The sequence below is a fragment of the Sphingopyxis chilensis genome (genome assembly GCF_035930445.1).
GTDB lineage: Bacteria > Pseudomonadota > Alphaproteobacteria > Sphingomonadales > Sphingomonadaceae > Sphingopyxis > Sphingopyxis chilensis.
The window spans coordinates 533619-551783 of record NZ_CP142394.1 but is presented as its reverse complement, the minus strand read 5'-3'; the positions used below and the strand labels follow the sequence as shown (position 1 = coordinate 551783).

Below are 18165 nucleotides of genomic sequence, written 5' to 3'. Positions count from 1 at the left end.
CATGAGCGAAGAGAAGGCGAACACGCCGCCCGAACCCGAGGCCGAGGCAGCGGCGGCGCCCGCCAAGCCACCCGCCACACCGGAGCCCGAACCCGGGACCGATCGACAGATCGATCCGCCGCCATCGTCGTGGCGCCCGCCCGCCAAGTCGCGCACGACCGTGATCGTCATCGTCGCGGTGACGTTCGCCGCCATCCTCGCGATCCTTTTCGCGTGGAAGCTGCCACCCTTCGCTGGCGGTTCGGAACGCACCGACAACGCCTATGTTCGCGGACGCGTCACGATCATCAGTCCGCAGGTCAGCGGCTATGTCACGCGCGTCCTCGTCCAGGATTTCGCCGAAGTTAAGGGGGGTCAGACGCTCGCCACGATCGACGACCGCATCTATCGCGCGCGCGTCGCGCAGGCCGAGGCGAACGTCGCGGCGCAGGAAGCCGCACTCGCCAACTCGGCGCAGGCGCAGCGATCGCGCGAGGTCGCCACCGACAGCCAGAATGCCGGCATCGCCAACGCGCAGGCACAGCTGGCGCGCGCCGAAGCCGATATGCGCCGCGCGCGCGCGCTCGTCGCCGACGGATCGATCTCGACCCGCGAGTTCGACCAGACGCGCGCCGCGCTGCTCGCCGCGCAGGCGTCGCTGCAACAGGCGCGCGCCAGCCGAGCGATCGGGACGCAGGACGTGCGCACCGTCGTCGTCGGCCGCGCCGGCCTCGAAGCCGCCGTCGCCTCGGCAAAGGCGCAGCTGCGCCTCGCGCAGATCGACCTCGACAATACGGTCATCCGCGCTCCCGCGGACGGGCAGCTATCGGAAATCGGGGTGCGGCAGGGGGCCTATGTCACTGCAGGCACCCAATTGCTGTCGGTCGTCCCGCACAATGTCTGGGTGATCGCGAACTTCAAGGAGGCCCAGACGGGAGATATGGCGGTCGGCCAGCCGGCGCGGTTCAGCGTCGATGCGCTCGGCGGCGCCGAGCTCACCGGGCGGATCGAGAATCTGGCACCCGCGGCGGGGTCCGAATTCGCGGTGTTGAAGGCCGACAATGCGACCGGCAATTTCGTCAAGGTCGCGCAGCGCATCGCGGTGCGGATCGCGATCGACAAGGGGCAACCGCAGGCAAAGCGGTTGCGGCCAGGCATGTCGGTCGAGGTTCGCATCGACACCAGCGGCGGATCGCGGCGGTGAGGATAGCCCCCCTCGCGATAGCGGTGCTGGCCGGCACGCTGACCGCCTGCGCGGGGCCGAATGTCGCGGTCACGGAGGTCACGCCCGTCGCGCCGCCCGCCGCGTGGCGAACCGAATCCCGCGGCGGCGCGCCGCTGCAAAGCGACTGGTGGCAATCATTCGGGGATCCGGCGCTTGCCGCGCTGGTCGAAAAGGCGCTCGTCCACAACAGCGACGTCGGAATCGCTGCCGCGCGCGTGCGCGAGGCGCGCGCCAACGTCGCGATCGCGCGGGCGCAGACCCTTCCCGCCATCGACGCGACGCTCGGCGCCGGACGCTCTCGGTCGGTCAACCCCTTCGGCCAGCCGGTCGAGCAGGATTTCGCCCAGCCGCAAATCCAGATCGCCTATGAGGTCGACCTGTTCGGTCGCCTCGCCGACCAGCAATCCGCCGCGCGCGACGCCTTTTTCGCGAGCGAAGCGGGGCGTGATACGGTGCAGCTGTCGGTCGCCGCGGCGGTGGCGAACAACTATGTCGTGTTGCGCAGCCTCGACGCGCGGCTGGCGATCGCGCGGGAGACGGTGCGTGCGCGTTCGGAATCGCTGCGCATCGCCAAATCGCGCGTCGGATCGGGCTATTCGCCCAAGCTCGAACTCGAGCAGGCGCAGGCCGAATATGACGCGACCGCGCAGATCGTCCCGCAGATCGAGCTGGCGATCGCGCGCACCGAAGGCGCGCTGAGCCTGCTCGTCGGCGAGACGCCGCGGACGATCGACCGCGGCGTCGCCCTCGATCGCCTGACCGTGCCCGCCATACCTGGCGACCTGCCGTCGGAACTGCTGCGCCGCCGGCCCGACGTCGCGCAGACCGAATATCAGCTCGCGGCGTCGGACAAGAATCTGGCGGCGGCGCGCAAGCGTTTCCTGCCGCAAGTGCGCCTCACCTCGGCGGCGGGTGCGGCCTTTTCGACCCTGCTCGCCGACCCGATCACGATCTGGTCGGTCGGCGGAAGCATCCTCGCGCCGATTTTCCAGGGCGGGCGGTTAACGGCGCAGGCCGATGCGGCGGGGGCGCAGCGCGACCAGGCGGCGTTCGCCTATCGCCGCACCGCGCTGAACGCGTTTCGCGAAGTCGAGGATGCGCTCGCCGCGGTCAAGCGGGTCGACGAGCAGATATCTTTTGCACAGTCGCAGCGCGACGCGCTGGCCGAGGGGCTGCGCCTTGCGACCAATCGCTATCGTGAGGGCTATTCGCCCTATCTCGAACAGCTCGACGCGCAGCGCGGCCTGCTCGGCGCCGAGCTGTCGCTGATCCAGCTGCGCGCCGACGCACTCACCGCGCGCATCCAGCTGTTCCAGGCGATGGGAGGCGGCTGGACGTGGGCGCCATGCGGAACCGCGGACGCGCCCTGCGCTCCCGAAACCTAGACTTCGGTCGCGAGTTCGACCCGCGCCTGTCTGAACACCTCGAGGCTGCCCCAGATCGCGAGCCCGGCCATGATCGCCGCAACCGCAAGGTCGGGCCAGCTACGCCCGGTGCCGAACACGCCGAGCGCGGCACCCATCACCGCGATGTTGCCGATCGCGTCATTGCGCGAACATATCCACACCGATCGCATATTGGCGTCGCCTGTCCGGTAACGATAGAGCATCAGCGCGACCGCGACGTTGGCGGCGAGCGCCAGCGCGCCGATCAGGCCCATCGTCTCGGCATGCGGCGCCGATCCGGCAACGAAGCCCCAGACCGCCGATCCAAAGACCCACAGGCCGAAGGCAAGCATTGTCGCCGCCTTCAGCAAGGCGGCGCGGGCGCGCCACGCGAGCGCCATGCCCGCGACGCCGAGGCTGATCGCATAATTGGCGCTGTCGCCCAGGAAATCGAGCGCGTCGGCCTGAAGCGCGCGCGAATCCGCGGCGACCCCGGCAACGATCTCGACACCGAACATCGCGGCATTGACGATCAGCGCGAACCACAGGACGCGCCGCCATCCGGGATTATTCAGCGCGGTCTTGCCGCTTTTGCCGGCACAACATTGATCGGCCATCGCCGAAACCTCCTGTTATCTTCGATTCGGCACCCTATATGCAGCCTGTAGCAACTACAGGGTCAAGCGATGAAGATTGGCGAGCTGTCGCGTGCCACCGGGACCAATATCGAGACCATCCGCTATTATGAGCGGATCGGGCTGCTCCCCGCGCCGGGTCGCACCGCGGCCAATTACCGCAGCTATGACGACGCGCACCGCTCGCGGCTCAGTTTCGTGCGCCATTCGCGCGAGTTGGGCTTCACGATCGAGGAAATCCGCTCGCTGCTCGACCTGTCGGACGATCCGGAGCGCGATTGCAGCGAGGCCGACCGGATCGCCACCGCACATCTGGAGCAGGTCGAGGCGAAGATCGCGCAGTTGACGCTGCTCCGCGCCGAACTCACGCGCATCGTCGGGCGCTGCCGCGGCGGCGTCGCTGCCGATTGCCGCGTGATCGAGGCGCTCGGCGATCACAGCCGTTGCGCAAGCCCGCACTGACCCGGGCCGCTCGCTCGGGCTTTTCCACTCGGTTCGTCGAATGCACCGGAACTTGCGTCCGGGGCACGCGTCAGTCGGACAGGTTGGGGGCGTCGCCCCCGACGCCTGCCAGCCGCTTCCCCAGCGAAATGAGGAGACGGAGAATGGAAAGGCAGACGAACAGAGAGCGCGGCAGCCGCGAGGTCGAGACCGATCGCGATGCGCAGTCGGGACCACTCCATGAATGGGAAACGAACCGCAGCGACGACGGCGGCTACGCCTATGGCAGCTATCCGGAAGCCGGTTTCGGTCCGCGCGAGTTGCCGCGCTATGGCGACTATGGCCGCAGCGGACGCGAGCGCACCGAACGCGGCCACTACAGCGCCGATCGCCCGCGCGATTATGCCGGAAATGACTGGAATCGCACCTATGGCGCGCGGCGCTATCGGGACGACGAGCAGCGCCAGCGCGACCGCGACGACGATCGATATCGCTCGGCCCGCGACCGGCGCGACGAGTATGAGCGCCAGTCGGCGTGGACCTATATGGGATATGCCGACCCTTATGGCTGGCCGACCTACATCCCCTATGCCGCCGGCGATTTCGGACGATCGACTTATGATCGCGGCGGATATTCGCCGCGCGCCCGCCATGATCGCGGCTTCTTCGAGCGCGCGGGCGACGAGGTACTGTCGTGGTTCGGCGACGAAGACGCGCAGCGCCGCCGCGAGCGCGACCATCGCGGGCGCGGACCGGCCGACTATGTCCGTTCGGACGACCGCATCCGCGAGGATGTGAACGACCGGCTGACCGAGGATTACTGGATCGACGCCTCGCGCATCGGCGTCACCGTGTCGGGCGGCGAGGTCACCCTCGACGGCACGGTCGACGGCAAGCGCGCCAAGCGCCGAGCCGAGGATATCGCCGACGACGTGACCGGCGTGAAGCATGTGCAGAACAACCTGCGCGTCGACCGCGCGTCCTTCGCGCCGCAGGGCAGCTGACCTGCCGACACGGCCGAGAGAGGGGGCGGTTCGCCGCTCCCTTTTTCATGCTTGCGAGTGAAGGAAAGGTGGGACGATTCTGTTGCCCGGCTCGTCCCCAGCCGCTGGTATCCGATTCTGTTGCCCGGTTCGGTCCGAACCGCGTTCTATTTGAATAACCTTAGGCCGTGAGGCTTATCGGTTACGCAGCCAGAGCGAGTGCTTCGTTATCGTTAGCACTTATCGTTTTGAGCCTTGAACGGGTTACTCAGCCCGGAAGAAAATATCGCCTTTGAACACACGTCGATCCTGGTTCGGCCCCGTCAGAAGCCCGCGCGCCCATCAAGAAACGCGGGTTTGTGGTGGAGCCGCCGGGTACTGCCCCCGGGTCCGCTGTGTCTATTCCACGACACCATTTATCCTCATAGCCGGCAGAAACCGGCAAGACCCATATAGGAAGCCCGCCCGAGCTTTGGAAGAGCGCAGGCGGACCATTCGTCCCGGAAAGGGCTCGGCCTCCTATTTCTTTCGCAATTCGTCGCGGATTTCGGTGAGGATATCGACCTCGCTCGGACCCGCGGGCGCGTCGGGCGCCTTGCGCACGACCTTGTTCACCGCCCTGACCAACAGGAAAATGATCCACGCCAGAATCAGGAAATTGATCGTCGCGGTGATGAAAGCGCCATAGCCGAACATCGCGACGCCCGCCTCTTTGAGCGCGGCGTAATCGGTCGCCGACACACCCTCGGGCACCGGACCGAGGCGGATGAACATGTTCGAAAAATCGACCCCGCCAAAGATCGCGCCGACCACCGGCATGATGATATCTTCGGTCAGCGACTTGGTAATCGTCGCGAAAGCGCCGCCGATGATGACGCCGACCGCGAGGTCGATGACATTGCCGCGCGCGATAAATTCCCTGAATTCATTCAGCATCTTGCCGTACCCCGGATTGTTGGACCTTGGCGCCAAAGGTGCCGCGACGATTGCACAAAGGCAAGCGCGATCCTATTATGTGTATTGTTGCGGCAAAACGCCGCCGGAGGGAGCCTGATGACCATGACCTATCGTAACGCCCGCTGGTTGATCCTGCCCGTCGCCGCGATGAGCCTGTCCGCGTGCGGCATCAACAGCGTCCCGACCAAGGAAGAAGCCGCCAAGGCCAAGTGGGCGAATGTCGAAGCCGCCTACCAGCGCCGCGCCGACCTGATCCCCAATCTCGTCGAAACCGCGAAGGGCGCCGCCAATATCGAGCAATCGACGCTCGAGGGCGTGATCCAGGCACGCGCCTCGGCGACGCAGGTCAGGCTCAGCACCGACGACCTGAACGATCCCGCGAAGGTCCAGGCCTTCCAGCAGGCGCAGGGCAATGTGTCGGGCGCGCTCGGCCGCCTGCTCGTCACCGTCGAACAATATCCCGACCTCAAGAGCCAAGCGCGCTTCGCCGACCTGATGACCCAGCTCGAAGGCACCGAAAACCGCATCAACGTGACGGTGCAGGACTATAACGCCGCGGTGCAGGATTATAATACGACGATCCGCACCTTCCCCGACATCATCGGCGCCAAGATCGTCCATGGCGCCGAGCCGATGACGCCCTATCGCGCGGTCACGCCCAATGCCAACCAGGCGCCGAAGGTCGACTTCGGGCAATAAGGTGGGGCCCATCGCTCTTGCTGCGCCGCTCGCGATCCTGTTGGTCGCGGGCGGATGCAAGGCGGCGTCGGAGCCGACGGCTGCGAAGGAAACGACCTTCTGCGATGGCGTCCCCCAAATGGCACTCGCTGGCCGGGTAACGGACGCTGCAAATGTCTTGACCCTCGAAGAGGAAGCTCGCTTGTCCGAGCGTTTGACCCGATATGAAGAGCGCACGAAGCACCAGATGATCGTCGCGACGACACCGAGTCTTCATGGCGCTCGCATCGACAATTTCGCAACCTGCCTCGGAAATCGATGGCGTATCGGGCGAGAAGGCCATGACGATGGACTGGTCATGCTCGTCGCTCCGCAGGATCGCCGGGTGGCTATTTCGACCGGCCTCGGAATGGAGAAGCTATTCCCCGACGACAAGGCGTTGGACGCCGTGAAAAACATGACCGCATATTTCAAACGCGCCGATTATGCCGGCGGCGTTTCCGCCGGCATAGAAGCCATCGCCACCCAAACGGGAGATCCGCAATGAGACCGCTTTTGCTCGGATGGGCACTGGGCCTCTCATTGCTGGCGGCACCCGCCACCGCCCAGACCTTCCCGAAACTCGCGGGGAACCCGGTCGTCGACCAGGCCGACATCATTCCCGCAGCCGAGGAAGCGGCGCTCAACGCGCAGCTACTCGAACTCCAGCAGAAGACCGGGCATCAGCTCGTCGTCGCGACGGTCAATGATCTCGAAGGGCACGACGTCGCCGACTATGGCTACAGGCTCGGCCGCGAATGGCAGATCGGCGACAAGGAAAAGGACGACGGCGTCGTCTTCCTGATCGCGCCGAACGAGCGTCGAATGAATATCTCCGTCGGCTACGGCCTCGAACCGATCCTGACCGATGCGTTGTCGGGCCGGATCATCCGCGACGTCGTGACCCCGAAATTCAAGGCGGGCGACATGCCCGGCGGCATCCAGGACGGCGTCAACGCGATCGCCGAGCAGATCCGGCTGACCCCCGAAGAAGCCGCGGCGCGCGCCGCCGCCGCCGACAAGGCCGAGCGCGACCGCGCCGACGACGGCAATTTCGGCGGGCTGTTCTTCATCGGCTTCATCATCCTGATCTTCTTCATCATCCCCTGGCTGTCGAGCCGCTCGCGGCGCGGCCGGAGGCGGCGCAGGGGCGGCCCGTGGGGCGCCGCGCCAATCATCATCTGGGGCGGCGACGACGACGATCATTGGGGATCGGGCGGCGGGTCGTCGTGGGGCGGCTGGAGCAGCGGCGGTGGCGGCGGCTTCGGCGGTTTTTCGGGCGGCGGCGGCAGCTTCGGGGGCGGCGGCGCCTCGGGCGGCTGGTAGGGGAACGGGACGATGAAAGTCAGCCATGTCAGCGAAGCCGATCACGACATCGTCACCGCCGCGGTCGCCGCGGCCGAGGCGCATACGAGCGGCGAGATCGTCACCGTCGTTGCCGGAAAATCGAACGATTATGACGATGTCGCGCTCGTCTGGGCGAGCATCGTCGCTTTCCTCGCCATGTCGATCGTCGCGCTCTTCCCCGACTTTTACCGCGCCAAATATGATTGGCTGACCGGCGGCTGGGGGCATGAACTGACCGCCAACCAGTGGCTTGGCATGGTGATCGCATTCGGGGTGCTCAAATGGATCGGCGTCTGGTTGATCCTGCTCTGGCGCCCGCTACGCATGGCGCTGACCCCGCGCAGCATCAGGGCCGAGCGCGTCCGCGCCCGCGCGATCGACCTGTTCAAGGTCGGGACCGAGGGCAAGACCACCGGCCGCACCGGCGTGCTCCTCTATTTGAGCCTCAAAGAGCATCGCGCCGACATCGTTGCCGACGAGGCGATCGCCGCAAAGGTGGCGCCCGCGGTATGGGGCGATGCGATGGCGGCGCTGATCGAGCGCGTGCGCGCAGGCAAGCCCGGCGAAGGCATGGCCGAGGCAGTGCGCCAGATGGGCATCGTCCTCGCCGAACATTTCCCGCGCGGCAGCGAGAATCCGAACGAACTTCCCGACCGCCTGATCGAACTTTAGAGTCTGTCGTCATTGCGGGGGCCGAAGGCCCGTGGCAATCCAGAGCGGTGCGAGGCCTCCCTGCATTGCTTCGCTCCGCCCGCAGCGACGAAGGATAGATATGCCCCGCCCCTCCCCCGACACGCCCATCGAGACGCGGTGGGAAGGCCGCTTCATCACAGTCAAACAACAGGGAACGTGGGAATATGTCGCACGCTCACGCGGCATCCACGCCGCGGTGATCCTCGCGATCGACGAGGGCGAAGACGGGCCGCACATCATCCTGGTCGAGCAATATCGCGTGCCGCTGAAAATCCAGTGCCTCGAACTGCCTGCGGGTCTCGTCGGCGACGACACCGCCGGCGAAGCGGCCGAAATCGCAGCGGAGCGCGAGCTTGAGGAGGAAACGGGCTATCGCGCGGCGCACTGGCGCACCGTCGGCGAATTCTACAGCTCGCCGGGGATGGTGAGCGAAAGCTTCACCCTGTTGATCGCCAAGGGGTTGACGAAGATCGGCGATGGCGGCGGGGTCGATGGCGAGGATATCGTCGTCCACCGCGTGCCGCTGGCCGGCATCGCCGATTTCGTCGCGGCGAAGCGCGCCGAAGGCTGCGGGATCGACGTGCGTGTCGCGATGCTGCTCGCGGGCGGACTGCTTGGCGGCGTCTAGCGCGCGCCGAAACGCCAGCGGAGTAGCGGACGCGCGAGGAACAGGCCGGCGAGGAAGCCGCCGACGTGGGCCCAGATCGCGACCGCGCCGAACCCGCCACCACCCGCAAAACCAAGGAGCAGTTGGAGGCCGATCCATGCGGCGGCGAGCCACAAGGCACGCACCCAATGGCCGGGGATCGGACCGATCGCGGGCGCCTGCGTGCGGCTGAAGATCAGCGCGAACACCGCGATCAGCGCCGAGATCGCGCCGCTGGCACCGATCATCGGCACAGCCGAAGCCGGATCGGCGAGATATTGGGCCAGCGCGCCGCCATAGGCGCCGGCGAGCAACAGCACCGCCATCGCCTTGGTGCCCAGCGGCGCCTCCAGCTGGCGGCCGATGAAAAGCAGAACGACCATGTTGAAGGCGATATGCAGCACCCCGCCATGCAGGAAGGCCGACGATAAAGGCGTGAGCACAAAGGGCACCATCGTTCCCGGCGGCAGGATCAGATCGGACCCGAAACGCGCCGGAATGAAACCCGCGCGCACGAATGCCTCGATCTGGAAACCGGTAATCGACAAGAGGACGAAAAGGACGACGCAGGCAAGCGCATAGCCCGTGACCAGCGGCGCATCCTGCGGTTTCATCCTCTTCCGTCCGTTCGTCAGATGAATTCGATCTTGGTCACCAGATAATATTTGTCGCCCGCGGGCACGGTGACCTCGATCTCGTCGTCGACGCGGCGGCCGATCAGCGCGCGGCCGAGCGGCGAATTATAGCTGATCTTGCCGTCCTTGGCGTCGGCTTCGGCCTGGCCGACGATCTGGTATTTCACCGGCTTGTCGTCCTCGTCGGCGAGCGTGACGGTCGCACCGAACACGATGCGGTCGCCCGACAGCGTCGTCGGGTCGATCACCTGCGCGCGCGACAATTTGTCCTCGAGGTCGCCGATCGTCGCTTCGACCTGGCCCTGACGCTCTTTCGCGGCATGATATTCGGCATTTTCGCTAAGGTCGCCATGCGCGCGCGCTTCCTCGATCGCATCGACGATCAGCGGTCGCTCGGCCTTGAGCGCAGAGAGCTGGGAGCTCATCTTCTCATAGCCCTCTGCCAGCATCGGCACCTTTTCAACGCTTGCCATTATCCTGTTGTCCTTCGTCAATAATCCAGCGCCAGCGAAACTTCGCCGGGCGGCTGCGCCGCTGATCCGTCAATGTCGGGGGGTGGAGCGGTGGTTCAATAATAGTCCTGAAGCGGCTTTACTTCAAGACTGTGCGCGCGGAGCGCCCCGATCGCCTGCGTCGCGGCATCGCTCGCCGCCGCCGTGGTATAATAGGCGATGTCGGCGGCGAGAGCGGAGGCGCGGATCGATTGCGAATCCTGCAAGCTCTGCCACCCCTCGGTCGTGTTGAAGATCAGCTGCACGTCGCCGTCCTTGATCCGGTCGACGATATGCGGGCGGCCTTCGGCGACCTTGTTGACGCGCTCCACGTCGATCGCCTGGCCCGCCAGATAATCGGCCGTGCCGCCGGTCGCGATGACCTTCCAGCCCCAGTCGGCGAGCTGTTTAACCGCGCCGACGATGCGCGGCTTGTCGCTGTCCTTGACCGATACGAAGACGCGGCCCTCGGTCGGCAGGCGGTCGCCCGCGCCGAGCTGCGCCTTGGCGAAGGCCAGGTTGAAGTTGCTGTCGATCCCCATGACTTCACCGGTGGACTTCATCTCGGGGCTCAGTACCGGATCGGTGCCGGGGAAGCGCGCGAACGGGAAGACCGCTTCCTTCACCGCGACATGTTTGATGTCGCGGTTGATCCTGGGCAGGTCGGCCAGCTTTTCGCCCGCCATCACGCGCGCCGCGATCTTGGCGATCGGCGAGCCGACCGCTTTCGCGACGAAGGGCACGGTGCGGCTGGCGCGCGGGTTGACCTCGATCAGGTAAACCTCGTCGCCCTTGACCGCGAACTGGATGTTCATGAGACCGCGCACCTCCAGCGCGCGCGCAAGCGCGTCGGCCTGCCGCTCGATCTCGGCGATGATATGCGCCGGCAGGCTGTACGGCGGGATCGAGCAGGCGCTGTCGCCCGAATGGACGCCGGCTTCCTCGATATGCTGGAGCACGCCCGCAACCACCACGTCGGTGCCATCGCACAAGGCATCAACATCGACCTCGATCGCGTCGCGCAGATACCGGTCGATCAGCACCGGCGAGTCGCCCGACACCTGCACCGCAGTCTCGATGTAATTTTCGAGCTGCGCCTGATCGTCGACGATCTCCATTGCACGGCCGCCGAGGACGTAAGAGGGGCGTGTCAGCACCGGATAGCCGATGCGCGTCGCGACCGCGATCGCCTCTTCGCGGCTGCGCGCGATGCCGTTTTCGGGCTGTTTCAGGCCGAGCTTGTTGACCAGCGCCGCGAAACGCTCGCGGTCTTCGGCGAGGTCGATCGCGTCGGGCGAGGTGCCGAGGATCGGGATGCCCGCGTCGGACAGCGCCTGCGCGAGCTTGAGCGGCGTCTGGCCGCCGAACTGGACGATCACGCCGACGAGTTCGCCCCTCGACATTTCGACGTGCAGGATCTCCAGCACATCCTCGGCGGTGAGCGGCTCGAAATAGAGGCGGTCCGACGTGTCATAGTCGGTCGACACCGTCTCGGGATTGCAGTTGACCATGATCGTTTCATAGCCCGCCTCTTCGAGCGCGAAGCAGGCGTGGCAGCAGCAATAGTCGAACTCGATCCCCTGCCCGATCCGGTTCGGGCCGCCGCCAAGGATGACGACCTTTTTGCGATCCGACGGGTTCGCCTCATTTTCGGGCTCGCCAAAGGTCGGGGCTTCATAGGTCGAATAGAGATAGGGCGTTTTCGCAGCGAACTCGGCGGCGCAGGTGTCGATCGTCTTGAACACCGGCCGCACGCCGAGCTTGTGGCGAAGCTTGCGCACCTCGCCCTCGGTGACGCCGCCGGTCATTGCCTTCACCGCCTCGTGGATCAGCCCACTGCCGCGCGCGGTCGCGCGACGCGTGCCGGGCTGGAGGTTCGCCGACTGGAGCGCGAGATAGGCCAGGCGCTTGTCCGAAAAGCCCATCGCCTTTAGCTTGCGCAGCCCCTCGGCGTCGCGCGGCAGGCCCTCGCGGCACACCTCCTGCTCGGCCTCGACGATTTCGGCGATGCGTTCGAGGAACCACATGTCATAGCCCGCGACGCGGTTGATCTCCGCAAGCGGGAGGCCTTCGCGGATCGCCTGCGCGGCGTTGAGCAGCCGATCGGGGGTGCGCTGCGCCAGTTCGTTGCGCAACTGGTCGTGCGTCGCGCCTTTCAGCCGCTCGACGAAGTTGAACCCGGACAAGCCGGTCTCCAGCCCGCGCAGCGCCTTCTGCAAGCTTTCGTGGATCGTGCGGCCGATCGCCATCACCTCGCCGACCGACTTCATCGCGGTCGACAGCGTCGCCTCGGCACCCTTGAATTTCTCGAAAGCAAAGCGCGGAATCTTGGTCACGACATAGTCGATCGTAGGTTCGAACGATGCGGGGGTGACGCCGGTGATGTCGTTCATGATCTCGTCGAGCGTGTAGCCGACCGCGAGTTTCGCCGCGACCTTGGCGATCGGAAAGCCCGTCGCCTTCGACGCGAGCGCCGACGAGCGCGACACGCGCGGGTTCATCTCGATCACGATCAGGCGGCCGTCCTTGGGATTCACCGCGAACTGGACGTTCGATCCGCCGGTTTCGACCCCAATCTCGCGCAGCACCGCGATGCTCGCGTTGCGCATGATCTGATATTCCTTGTCGGTCAGCGTCAGCGCGGGGGCAACGGTGATGCTGTCGCCGGTATGCACGCCCATCGGATCGACATTTTCGATCGAACAGATGATGATGCAATTGTCCTTGCGGTCGCGCACCACCTCCATCTCATATTCTTTCCAGCCGAGGAGCGATTCCTCGATCAGGACTTCGGTGGTGGGTGAGGCGATCAGGCCGCCGCGGACGATATGTTCGAACTCCTCGCGGTTATACGCGATGCCGCCGCCGGTGCCGCCCATGGTGAAACTGGGGCGGATGATCGACGGCAGGCCGGTGCGTTCGAGCACCGCAAACGCCTCGTCGAGCGTGTGCGCGATACCCGATCGCGCGCTTTCCAGCCCGATCTTGTCCATCGCGTCGCGGAACTTGATGCGGTCCTCGGCCTTGTCGATCGCCTCGGCATCGGCGCCGATCATCTCGACGCCATATTTCTCCAGCGTTCCGTCGTTGAACAACGCCAGCGCGGTGTTGAGCGCGGTCTGTCCGCCCATCGTCGGCAGCACCGCATCGGGGCGCTCCTTCGCGATGATCTTCGCGACGATCTCGGGCGTGATCGGCTCGACATAGGTGGCGTCGGCGAGGTCGGGATCGGTCATGATCGTCGCCGGGTTGGAGTTGACGAGGACGATGCGATAGCCCTCCTCCTTCAACGCCTTGATCGCCTGCGTCCCCGAATAATCGAACTCGCACGCCTGACCGATAACGATCGGGCCGGCGCCGATAACGAGGATGGATTGGATGTCAGTTCTTTTGGGCATTACTGTGCCTTGATAATTGGGGCGAGTGAAAGGATTGCGGCGACTATTGCAGCGATCGCGCCGATGAACGACCAATCATATGTGCGAAGGCGCCTGAAAGAGTAGATTGGCCGTCGTCGAGAAATAGACGTCCGCGCTGCCTGCTCACCTAAAGGAGTGATGCGAAAGCAAGGTTCATCCTTACCGTCGAACTTGCCCCAGCCGAACTCAATAAAATGGGATCGATATCGATCAAGTTGGGCGTTTGTCACGTCCAACCGCAGAGCTTTGAAAGCACTAGCGAAGCCCCAGAAAGTGTTGTCTCCTTGGCCTAAGCCGTAACCCAACTCTCTGTGATAAAGCATCTCAAGCACATGCTCAGGGGGATAGGGAAGCCGCTCTCGCGTCACCGCAACCCACCCACGAACTTCTCAAACAGATAGAAACTATCCTGCGGCCCCGGGCTCGCCTCGGGGTGATATTGCACGCTGAACGCATTTTTGCCCGTGATCGCGATACCGCAGTTCGATCCGTCGAACAGGCTCTTGTGCGTCTCGACCACGCCCGCGGGCAGCGTCGCCGCATCGACCGCGAAGCCGTGGTTCATGCTGGTGATCTCGACGATGCCGTCGGCGAAATCGCCGCCGACGCGCTGCACCGGATGGTTCGCGCCGCGGTGGCCCTGATGCATCTTGACCGTCTTCGCGCCCGCGGCGAGCGCGAGCAGCTGGTGGCCGAGGCAGATGCCGAAGATCGGGACATTGCGTTCGAGCAATCCCTTGATCACCGGCACCGCATAGTCGCCCGTCGCCGCCGGATCGCCGGGGCCGTTCGACAGGAACACCCCCGCGGGGCGCAGCGCGACGATCTCGTCGAGGCTGGTTTTCGCGGGCACCACGGTGACGCGCGCGCCGGCCTTCACCAGATTGCGGAAGATATTGTCCTTCGCGCCATAGTCGACCGCGACGACGTGGGGCCTCTTGTCCCCCTCCCGCTCGCGGGAGGGGTTAGGGGAGGGCATGTCGGACACGGCAGCGTCGGAAACAGGCCCTCCCCCGACCCCTCCCGCAAGCGGGAGGGGGGAATTGGCGTAGCCCTTCCCCAAAGCCCAAACCCCCGCATCCCAGCTACCCTGCCGCTCGCGCGTCACGGTCTTGGCGAGGTCCATGCCCTCCAGTCCCGGCCAGCCCTGCGCCAGCATCAGCAGCTTGTCGATGTCGAACTTGCCCTCGGGATGATGCGCGACAACACCGGTCGGCGCACCGCCGTCGCGGATACGGCGGGTCAGCGCGCGCGTGTCGATGCCGGCAAGCCCGATCAGCCCCTGCGCCGCCATCCATTCGGGCAGCGTCTGCACGCTGCGGAAGTTGCTCGGCAGCGTCGGCAGTTCGCGCGTGACGCAGCCGATCGCGGCGCGCTTTTCGCGCTCCATATCTTCGGGATTCGCGCCGACATTGCCGATGTGCGGAAAGGTGAAGGTGATGATCTGGCCAGCGTAAGACGGGTCGGTCAGGATTTCCTGGTAGCCGGTCATCGCGGTGTTGAAACAAATCTCGCCTACACCCGCGCCACTCGCGCCATAACCGATCCCCCACAGGATCGTGCCATCGGCAAGGACGAGAACGCCAGTTGCGCCAGATGGCTGGGCTTTGGGCGCGGCAGAGGGGTTGGCTGGTGCCATTCAACATGCTCCGGACGGGGGGCTAAACGGCCGACCAAGTAGGCGGCAAAAAAGTGATTCACAAGCTATCGGATTTGGAATCTTGGCGCTAGAGAGGGCCTTTCCGAAATTTGCAGCGCATGGGGACACGTATGATTCGTGACGACATCAAGGCTGCGCAGGTCGCCGCGATGAAAAGCGGCGACAAGGCGCGGCTCGGCACCATCCGGCTGATGCTGGCCAAGATCAAGGACAAGGACATCGAGCTGCGCACCGGCACCGCGCCGGCCGACGACGATGTGCTGGTCACCGACGTCTTGCAGAAAATGGTCAAGCAGCGCCGCGAATCGATCACCATGTACGAACAGGGCGGGCGGCAGGAACTGGCCGATATCGAGGCGGCCGAAGTCGCGGTGATCGAGGACTTTCTGCCCGCGCAACTCTCCGACGACGAGGCGATGGCGGCGATCAAGGCGATCGTGACCGAGCTGGGGGCGGAAAGCCTGAAGGATATGGGCAAGGTGATGGCCGCGGTGAAGGACCGGCTCGGGAGCCAGCTCGATATGAGCAAGGCTAGCGGGTGGGTTAAGGCGGCGCTGACCTGAGGCAACATGCCCTCCCCTAGCCCCTCCCGCAAGCGGGAGGGGGACATGCGGACGGCGAACGCTTATTCTCCCCTCCCGCTTGCGGGAGGGGTCGGGGGAGGGCCTGTTTGGACAAGGGCTACAAACGACCGACTGCGAGATCGCGCGAGCTAAGACTGAACGCTACCGAAGCTGAACGGAAGCTATGGGCGCAACTGAGCGCCCGCAAGATCGCCAGCGTCCGCTTCAACCGGCAATTCCCTATCGGCCCGTTCATCTGCGATTTCGTCTCGCGATCGGCAAAACTCGTCATCGAAGTCGATGGCGGGCAACACGCGGTTGATGTAGAAAAAGATCAGGCGCGGACGAGCTATCTTGAAGCACAGGGATATCGAGTGATCCGGTTCTGGAACAATGATGTGTTAGAACGGATTGAGGGCGTCATCGGCGAGATCGAACGCGTGCTTGCGGACATGCCCTCCCCTAACCCCTCCCGCAAGCGGGAGGGGAACTAATTGAGCCTTACCCCGCAATGGCTGGACGAACTGCGCTCGCGGATCACGCTGTCGACGCTCATCGGGCGGACGGTGAAGGTTACGCGTGCGGGCCGCGAATATAAAGCCTGCTGCCCCTTCCATAACGAGAAAACGCCCAGCTTCACGATCAACGACGAGAAGGGCTTCTACCATTGCTTCGGCTGCAGCGCGCATGGCGATGCAATCCGCTGGATGACCGACCAGCGCGGACTGTCGTTCATGGATGCGGTGAAGGAACTCGCCGCCGAGGCCGGGATGGACGTCCCCGCCCCCGACCCGCGCGCGGCGAAAAAGGCCGAGGAGGCGGCGAGCCTCCGCGATGTCGTGCAAGCCGCCGCCGACTGGTTCACCCAGCAGCTCGGTAGCAGCAATGGCGCCCCGGCGCGCGAATATCTGGCGAAGCGCGGGATTTCGGAGGAGACGCGCAAGGCCTTCGGCTTCGGCCTCGCGCCCGAGAGCCGCAGCGCATTGAAGGAAGCGCTCAAGAAATTCCCGACCGCGATGCTCGTCGAATCGGGGATGCTGATCGCGGTCGAGGACAAGGAGCCCTACGATCGCTTCCGCGGCCGGTTGATGATCCCGATCCGCGATGCGCGCGGGCGCGTGATCGCCTTTGGGGGGCGCATTTTGGGCGACGGCGAGCCCAAATATCTGAACTCGCCCGACACGCCTTTGTTCGACAAGGGGCGCACGCTCTATAATCTCGACAAGGCGAGCCCCGCGTCGCGGCAGACGAACCGGATCATCGTCGTCGAGGGCTATATGGACGTGATCGCCCTCGCCGAAGCCGGGATCGCAGATGCCGTCGCGCCGCTCGGCACCGCGCTCACCGAAAACCAGCTCGGCATGATCTGGCGCATGGTTCCTGTACCCGTCCTTTGCTTCGACGGCGACAGCGCCGGACAGAAGGCCGCGATGCGTGCCGCAATGCGAGCGCTTCCCCTGCTCCGCCCCGGCTTCAGCCTGTCCTTCGCGACGCTTCCGGGGGGGCAGGATCCCGACGATATCGTCCGCGCGCGCGGCGCGGCGGGCTTCGCCGAAATCCTCGAAAGCGCGCAGCCGCTCGTCGAGCGCCTGTGGGCGCATGAAGTAGCGGCCGGTCCGCTCGCGACCCCCGAGGAGCGCGCCGCGCTCAAATCGCGCCTGCTCGCGCACGCCGACGCGATCCAGGATGCCGACGTGCGCCACCATTACCGCGAAGCCTTCCGCGAGCGACTCGACACATTGTTCGCGCGCAAACAGCCCGAGCGCGCACAGCGCCAACCGTGGACGCCCAATCCCCCGCGTGGCGGGTTCGGCGGAGGACGCCGCTTCGGCCCCGACCCGCGGCTGCAACCTCCGGCCGACGAGACGCGTTCCATCGGGCAGGCCGGTATTTCGGCGCCGTACATCGCGGCGCTGATCGGCGGATTGCTGCGTTATCCCGAGGCGCTTCGCCGCAACGAGGAGGCGTTGACGCGGCTGCCCGTGAGCGATTCCGGCGACGCCGAACTGCTCGGCATAATGCTTGACAGCGCAATGTGCCGCGAAGGGCTTGATTGCGAGGGGTTGCTTGCCATATTGGAGCCAATGAAAGTGTATAATAGGGCGACGACATTGCTCAGAGCCGACGGAATGCACTTCTCGTTCAATCGCAGGCTGGAAAGCAGTGACGAGGCCGCAGCGGCGCGCGAGACCGCGCTTCGCGACCTCGACGAATATATCGGCGTGCTGGTCACCCAGCCCGAAATCCGCGAGCGGCTGGCACAGGCCACCGCGGATTTTCAGCGCACGATGGATGACGAAGGCCTGGCGCGACAGCAGAAGCTGCGCGCCATGGATGAGGATCTGACCCGCCGCCTGGCCGCGCTGTCCGAAAACAGCAGCCAGTAACG

18 protein-coding genes and 1 other RNA gene are annotated in these 18165 nt (G+C 65.3%); 12 read left to right on the top strand and 7 right to left on the bottom strand.

Annotated features, from left to right (window positions below):
• Nucleotide 1 precedes the first annotated feature (1 nt).
• Together VSX79_RS02495 and VSX79_RS02490 are read left to right on the top strand one after the other, a co-directional pair.
• Nucleotides 2–1183, top strand: a complete 1182-nt coding sequence (locus tag VSX79_RS02495; RefSeq protein ID WP_326914330.1) for an HlyD family secretion protein — start codon at nt 2–4, stop codon at nt 1181–1183.
• Complete coding sequence (locus tag VSX79_RS02490) at nt 1180–2589, top strand: efflux transporter outer membrane subunit (RefSeq protein WP_326914329.1); 1410 nt, start codon at nt 1180–1182, stop codon at nt 2587–2589. Before VSX79_RS02495 ends, VSX79_RS02490 begins: the two co-directional genes overlap by 4 nt.
• Here the strand turns inward: VSX79_RS02490 and VSX79_RS02485 are convergent.
• On the bottom strand, nt 2586–3206 hold the full coding sequence (locus VSX79_RS02485) for a cation transporter (RefSeq protein WP_179499569.1): 621 nt from the start codon (nt 3204–3206) through the stop codon (nt 2586–2588). The genes VSX79_RS02490 and VSX79_RS02485 overlap by 4 nt on opposite strands.
• 69 nt (nt 3207–3275) lie before the next feature.
• Here VSX79_RS02485 and VSX79_RS02480 point away from each other — a divergent pair, with 69 nt between their 5' ends.
• Both VSX79_RS02480 and VSX79_RS02475 read left to right on the top strand, forming a co-directional pair.
• The gene (locus tag VSX79_RS02480) at nt 3276–3686 is read left to right on the top strand and encodes a MerR family transcriptional regulator (protein ID WP_326914328.1); all 411 of its coding nucleotides are present in this window, start codon (nt 3276–3278) and stop codon (nt 3684–3686) included.
• Between the two features lie 143 nt (nt 3687–3829).
• Nucleotides 3830–4669: a BON domain-containing protein gene (locus VSX79_RS02475; RefSeq protein ID WP_257018357.1), complete on the top strand. Its 840-nt coding sequence runs from the start codon at nt 3830–3832 to the stop codon at nt 4667–4669.
• A 106-nt stretch (nt 4670–4775) separates the two neighbouring features.
• Here the strand turns inward: VSX79_RS02475 and ssrA are convergent.
• Nucleotides 4776–5130, bottom strand: a transfer-messenger RNA (tmRNA) gene (gene ssrA / locus VSX79_RS02470).
• Nucleotides 5131–5167: 37 nt separating this feature from the next.
• Entirely contained in the window at nt 5168–5584 is a 417-nt protein-coding gene (gene mscL / locus VSX79_RS02465; protein ID WP_179499571.1) for a large conductance mechanosensitive channel protein MscL, read from the bottom strand.
• Nucleotides 5585–5701: 117 nt separating this feature from the next.
• Between mscL and VSX79_RS02460 the strand changes: the two genes are divergently transcribed.
• The 5 genes from VSX79_RS02460 (at nt 5702) to VSX79_RS02440 (ending at nt 8990) form a co-directional block, all read left to right on the top strand.
• Nucleotides 5702–6304: a LemA family protein gene (locus tag VSX79_RS02460; RefSeq protein WP_179499572.1), complete on the top strand. Its 603-nt coding sequence runs from the start codon at nt 5702–5704 to the stop codon at nt 6302–6304.
• 118 nt (nt 6305–6422) lie between these two features.
• Nucleotides 6423–6830, top strand: a complete 408-nt coding sequence (locus tag VSX79_RS02455) for a TPM domain-containing protein (protein ID WP_179499573.1) — start codon at nt 6423–6425, stop codon at nt 6828–6830.
• Nucleotides 6827–7648 carry a TPM domain-containing protein gene (locus VSX79_RS02450; protein WP_326914327.1) on the top strand — a complete coding sequence of 274 codons (822 nt, stop codon included), beginning with the start codon at nt 6827–6829 and terminating at the stop codon, nt 7646–7648. Before VSX79_RS02455 ends, VSX79_RS02450 begins: the two co-directional genes overlap by 4 nt.
• Nucleotides 7649–7660: 12 nt before the next feature.
• Entirely contained in the window at nt 7661–8341 is a 681-nt protein-coding gene (locus tag VSX79_RS02445) for a TPM domain-containing protein (protein ID WP_179499575.1), read from the top strand.
• Between the two features lie 100 nt (nt 8342–8441).
• On the top strand, nt 8442–8990 hold the full coding sequence (locus VSX79_RS02440; protein ID WP_326914326.1) for an NUDIX hydrolase: 549 nt from the start codon (nt 8442–8444) through the stop codon (nt 8988–8990).
• On the opposite strand, the gene VSX79_RS02435 is transcribed toward VSX79_RS02440, so the two are convergent.
• From VSX79_RS02435 to carA, 4 genes are all read right to left on the bottom strand, one after another.
• Nucleotides 8987–9622, bottom strand: a complete 636-nt coding sequence (locus VSX79_RS02435) for a rhomboid family intramembrane serine protease (RefSeq protein ID WP_179499577.1) — start codon at nt 9620–9622, stop codon at nt 8987–8989. The genes VSX79_RS02440 and VSX79_RS02435 overlap by 4 nt on opposite strands.
• A 17-nt stretch (nt 9623–9639) precedes the next feature.
• Nucleotides 9640–10116, bottom strand: a complete 477-nt coding sequence (gene greA, locus VSX79_RS02430) for a transcription elongation factor GreA (protein WP_179499578.1) — start codon at nt 10114–10116, stop codon at nt 9640–9642.
• A 95-nt stretch (nt 10117–10211) separates the two neighbouring features.
• Nucleotides 10212–13532 (bottom strand): carbamoyl-phosphate synthase large subunit, encoded by a 3321-nt coding sequence (carB, locus tag VSX79_RS02425; protein WP_326914325.1) that lies wholly within the window; start codon nt 13530–13532, stop codon nt 10212–10214.
• A 385-nt stretch (nt 13533–13917) separates the two neighbouring features.
• A complete protein-coding gene (carA, locus tag VSX79_RS02420; protein WP_326914324.1) occupies nt 13918–15192 on the bottom strand; it encodes a glutamine-hydrolyzing carbamoyl-phosphate synthase small subunit in 1275 nt (424 codons plus the stop codon).
• A 131-nt stretch (nt 15193–15323) separates the two neighbouring features.
• Here carA and VSX79_RS02415 point away from each other — a divergent pair, with 131 nt between their 5' ends.
• From VSX79_RS02415 to dnaG, 3 genes are all read left to right on the top strand, one after another.
• Complete coding sequence (locus VSX79_RS02415; RefSeq protein WP_326914323.1) at nt 15324–15776, top strand: GatB/YqeY domain-containing protein; 453 nt, start codon at nt 15324–15326, stop codon at nt 15774–15776.
• A 107-nt stretch (nt 15777–15883) separates the two neighbouring features.
• Nucleotides 15884–16270: an endonuclease domain-containing protein gene (locus VSX79_RS02410; protein ID WP_326914322.1), complete on the top strand. Its 387-nt coding sequence runs from the start codon at nt 15884–15886 to the stop codon at nt 16268–16270.
• Entirely contained in the window at nt 16271–18163 is a 1893-nt protein-coding gene (dnaG, locus tag VSX79_RS02405) for a DNA primase (RefSeq protein WP_326914321.1), read from the top strand.
• Nucleotides 18164–18165: the final 2 nt, after the last annotated feature.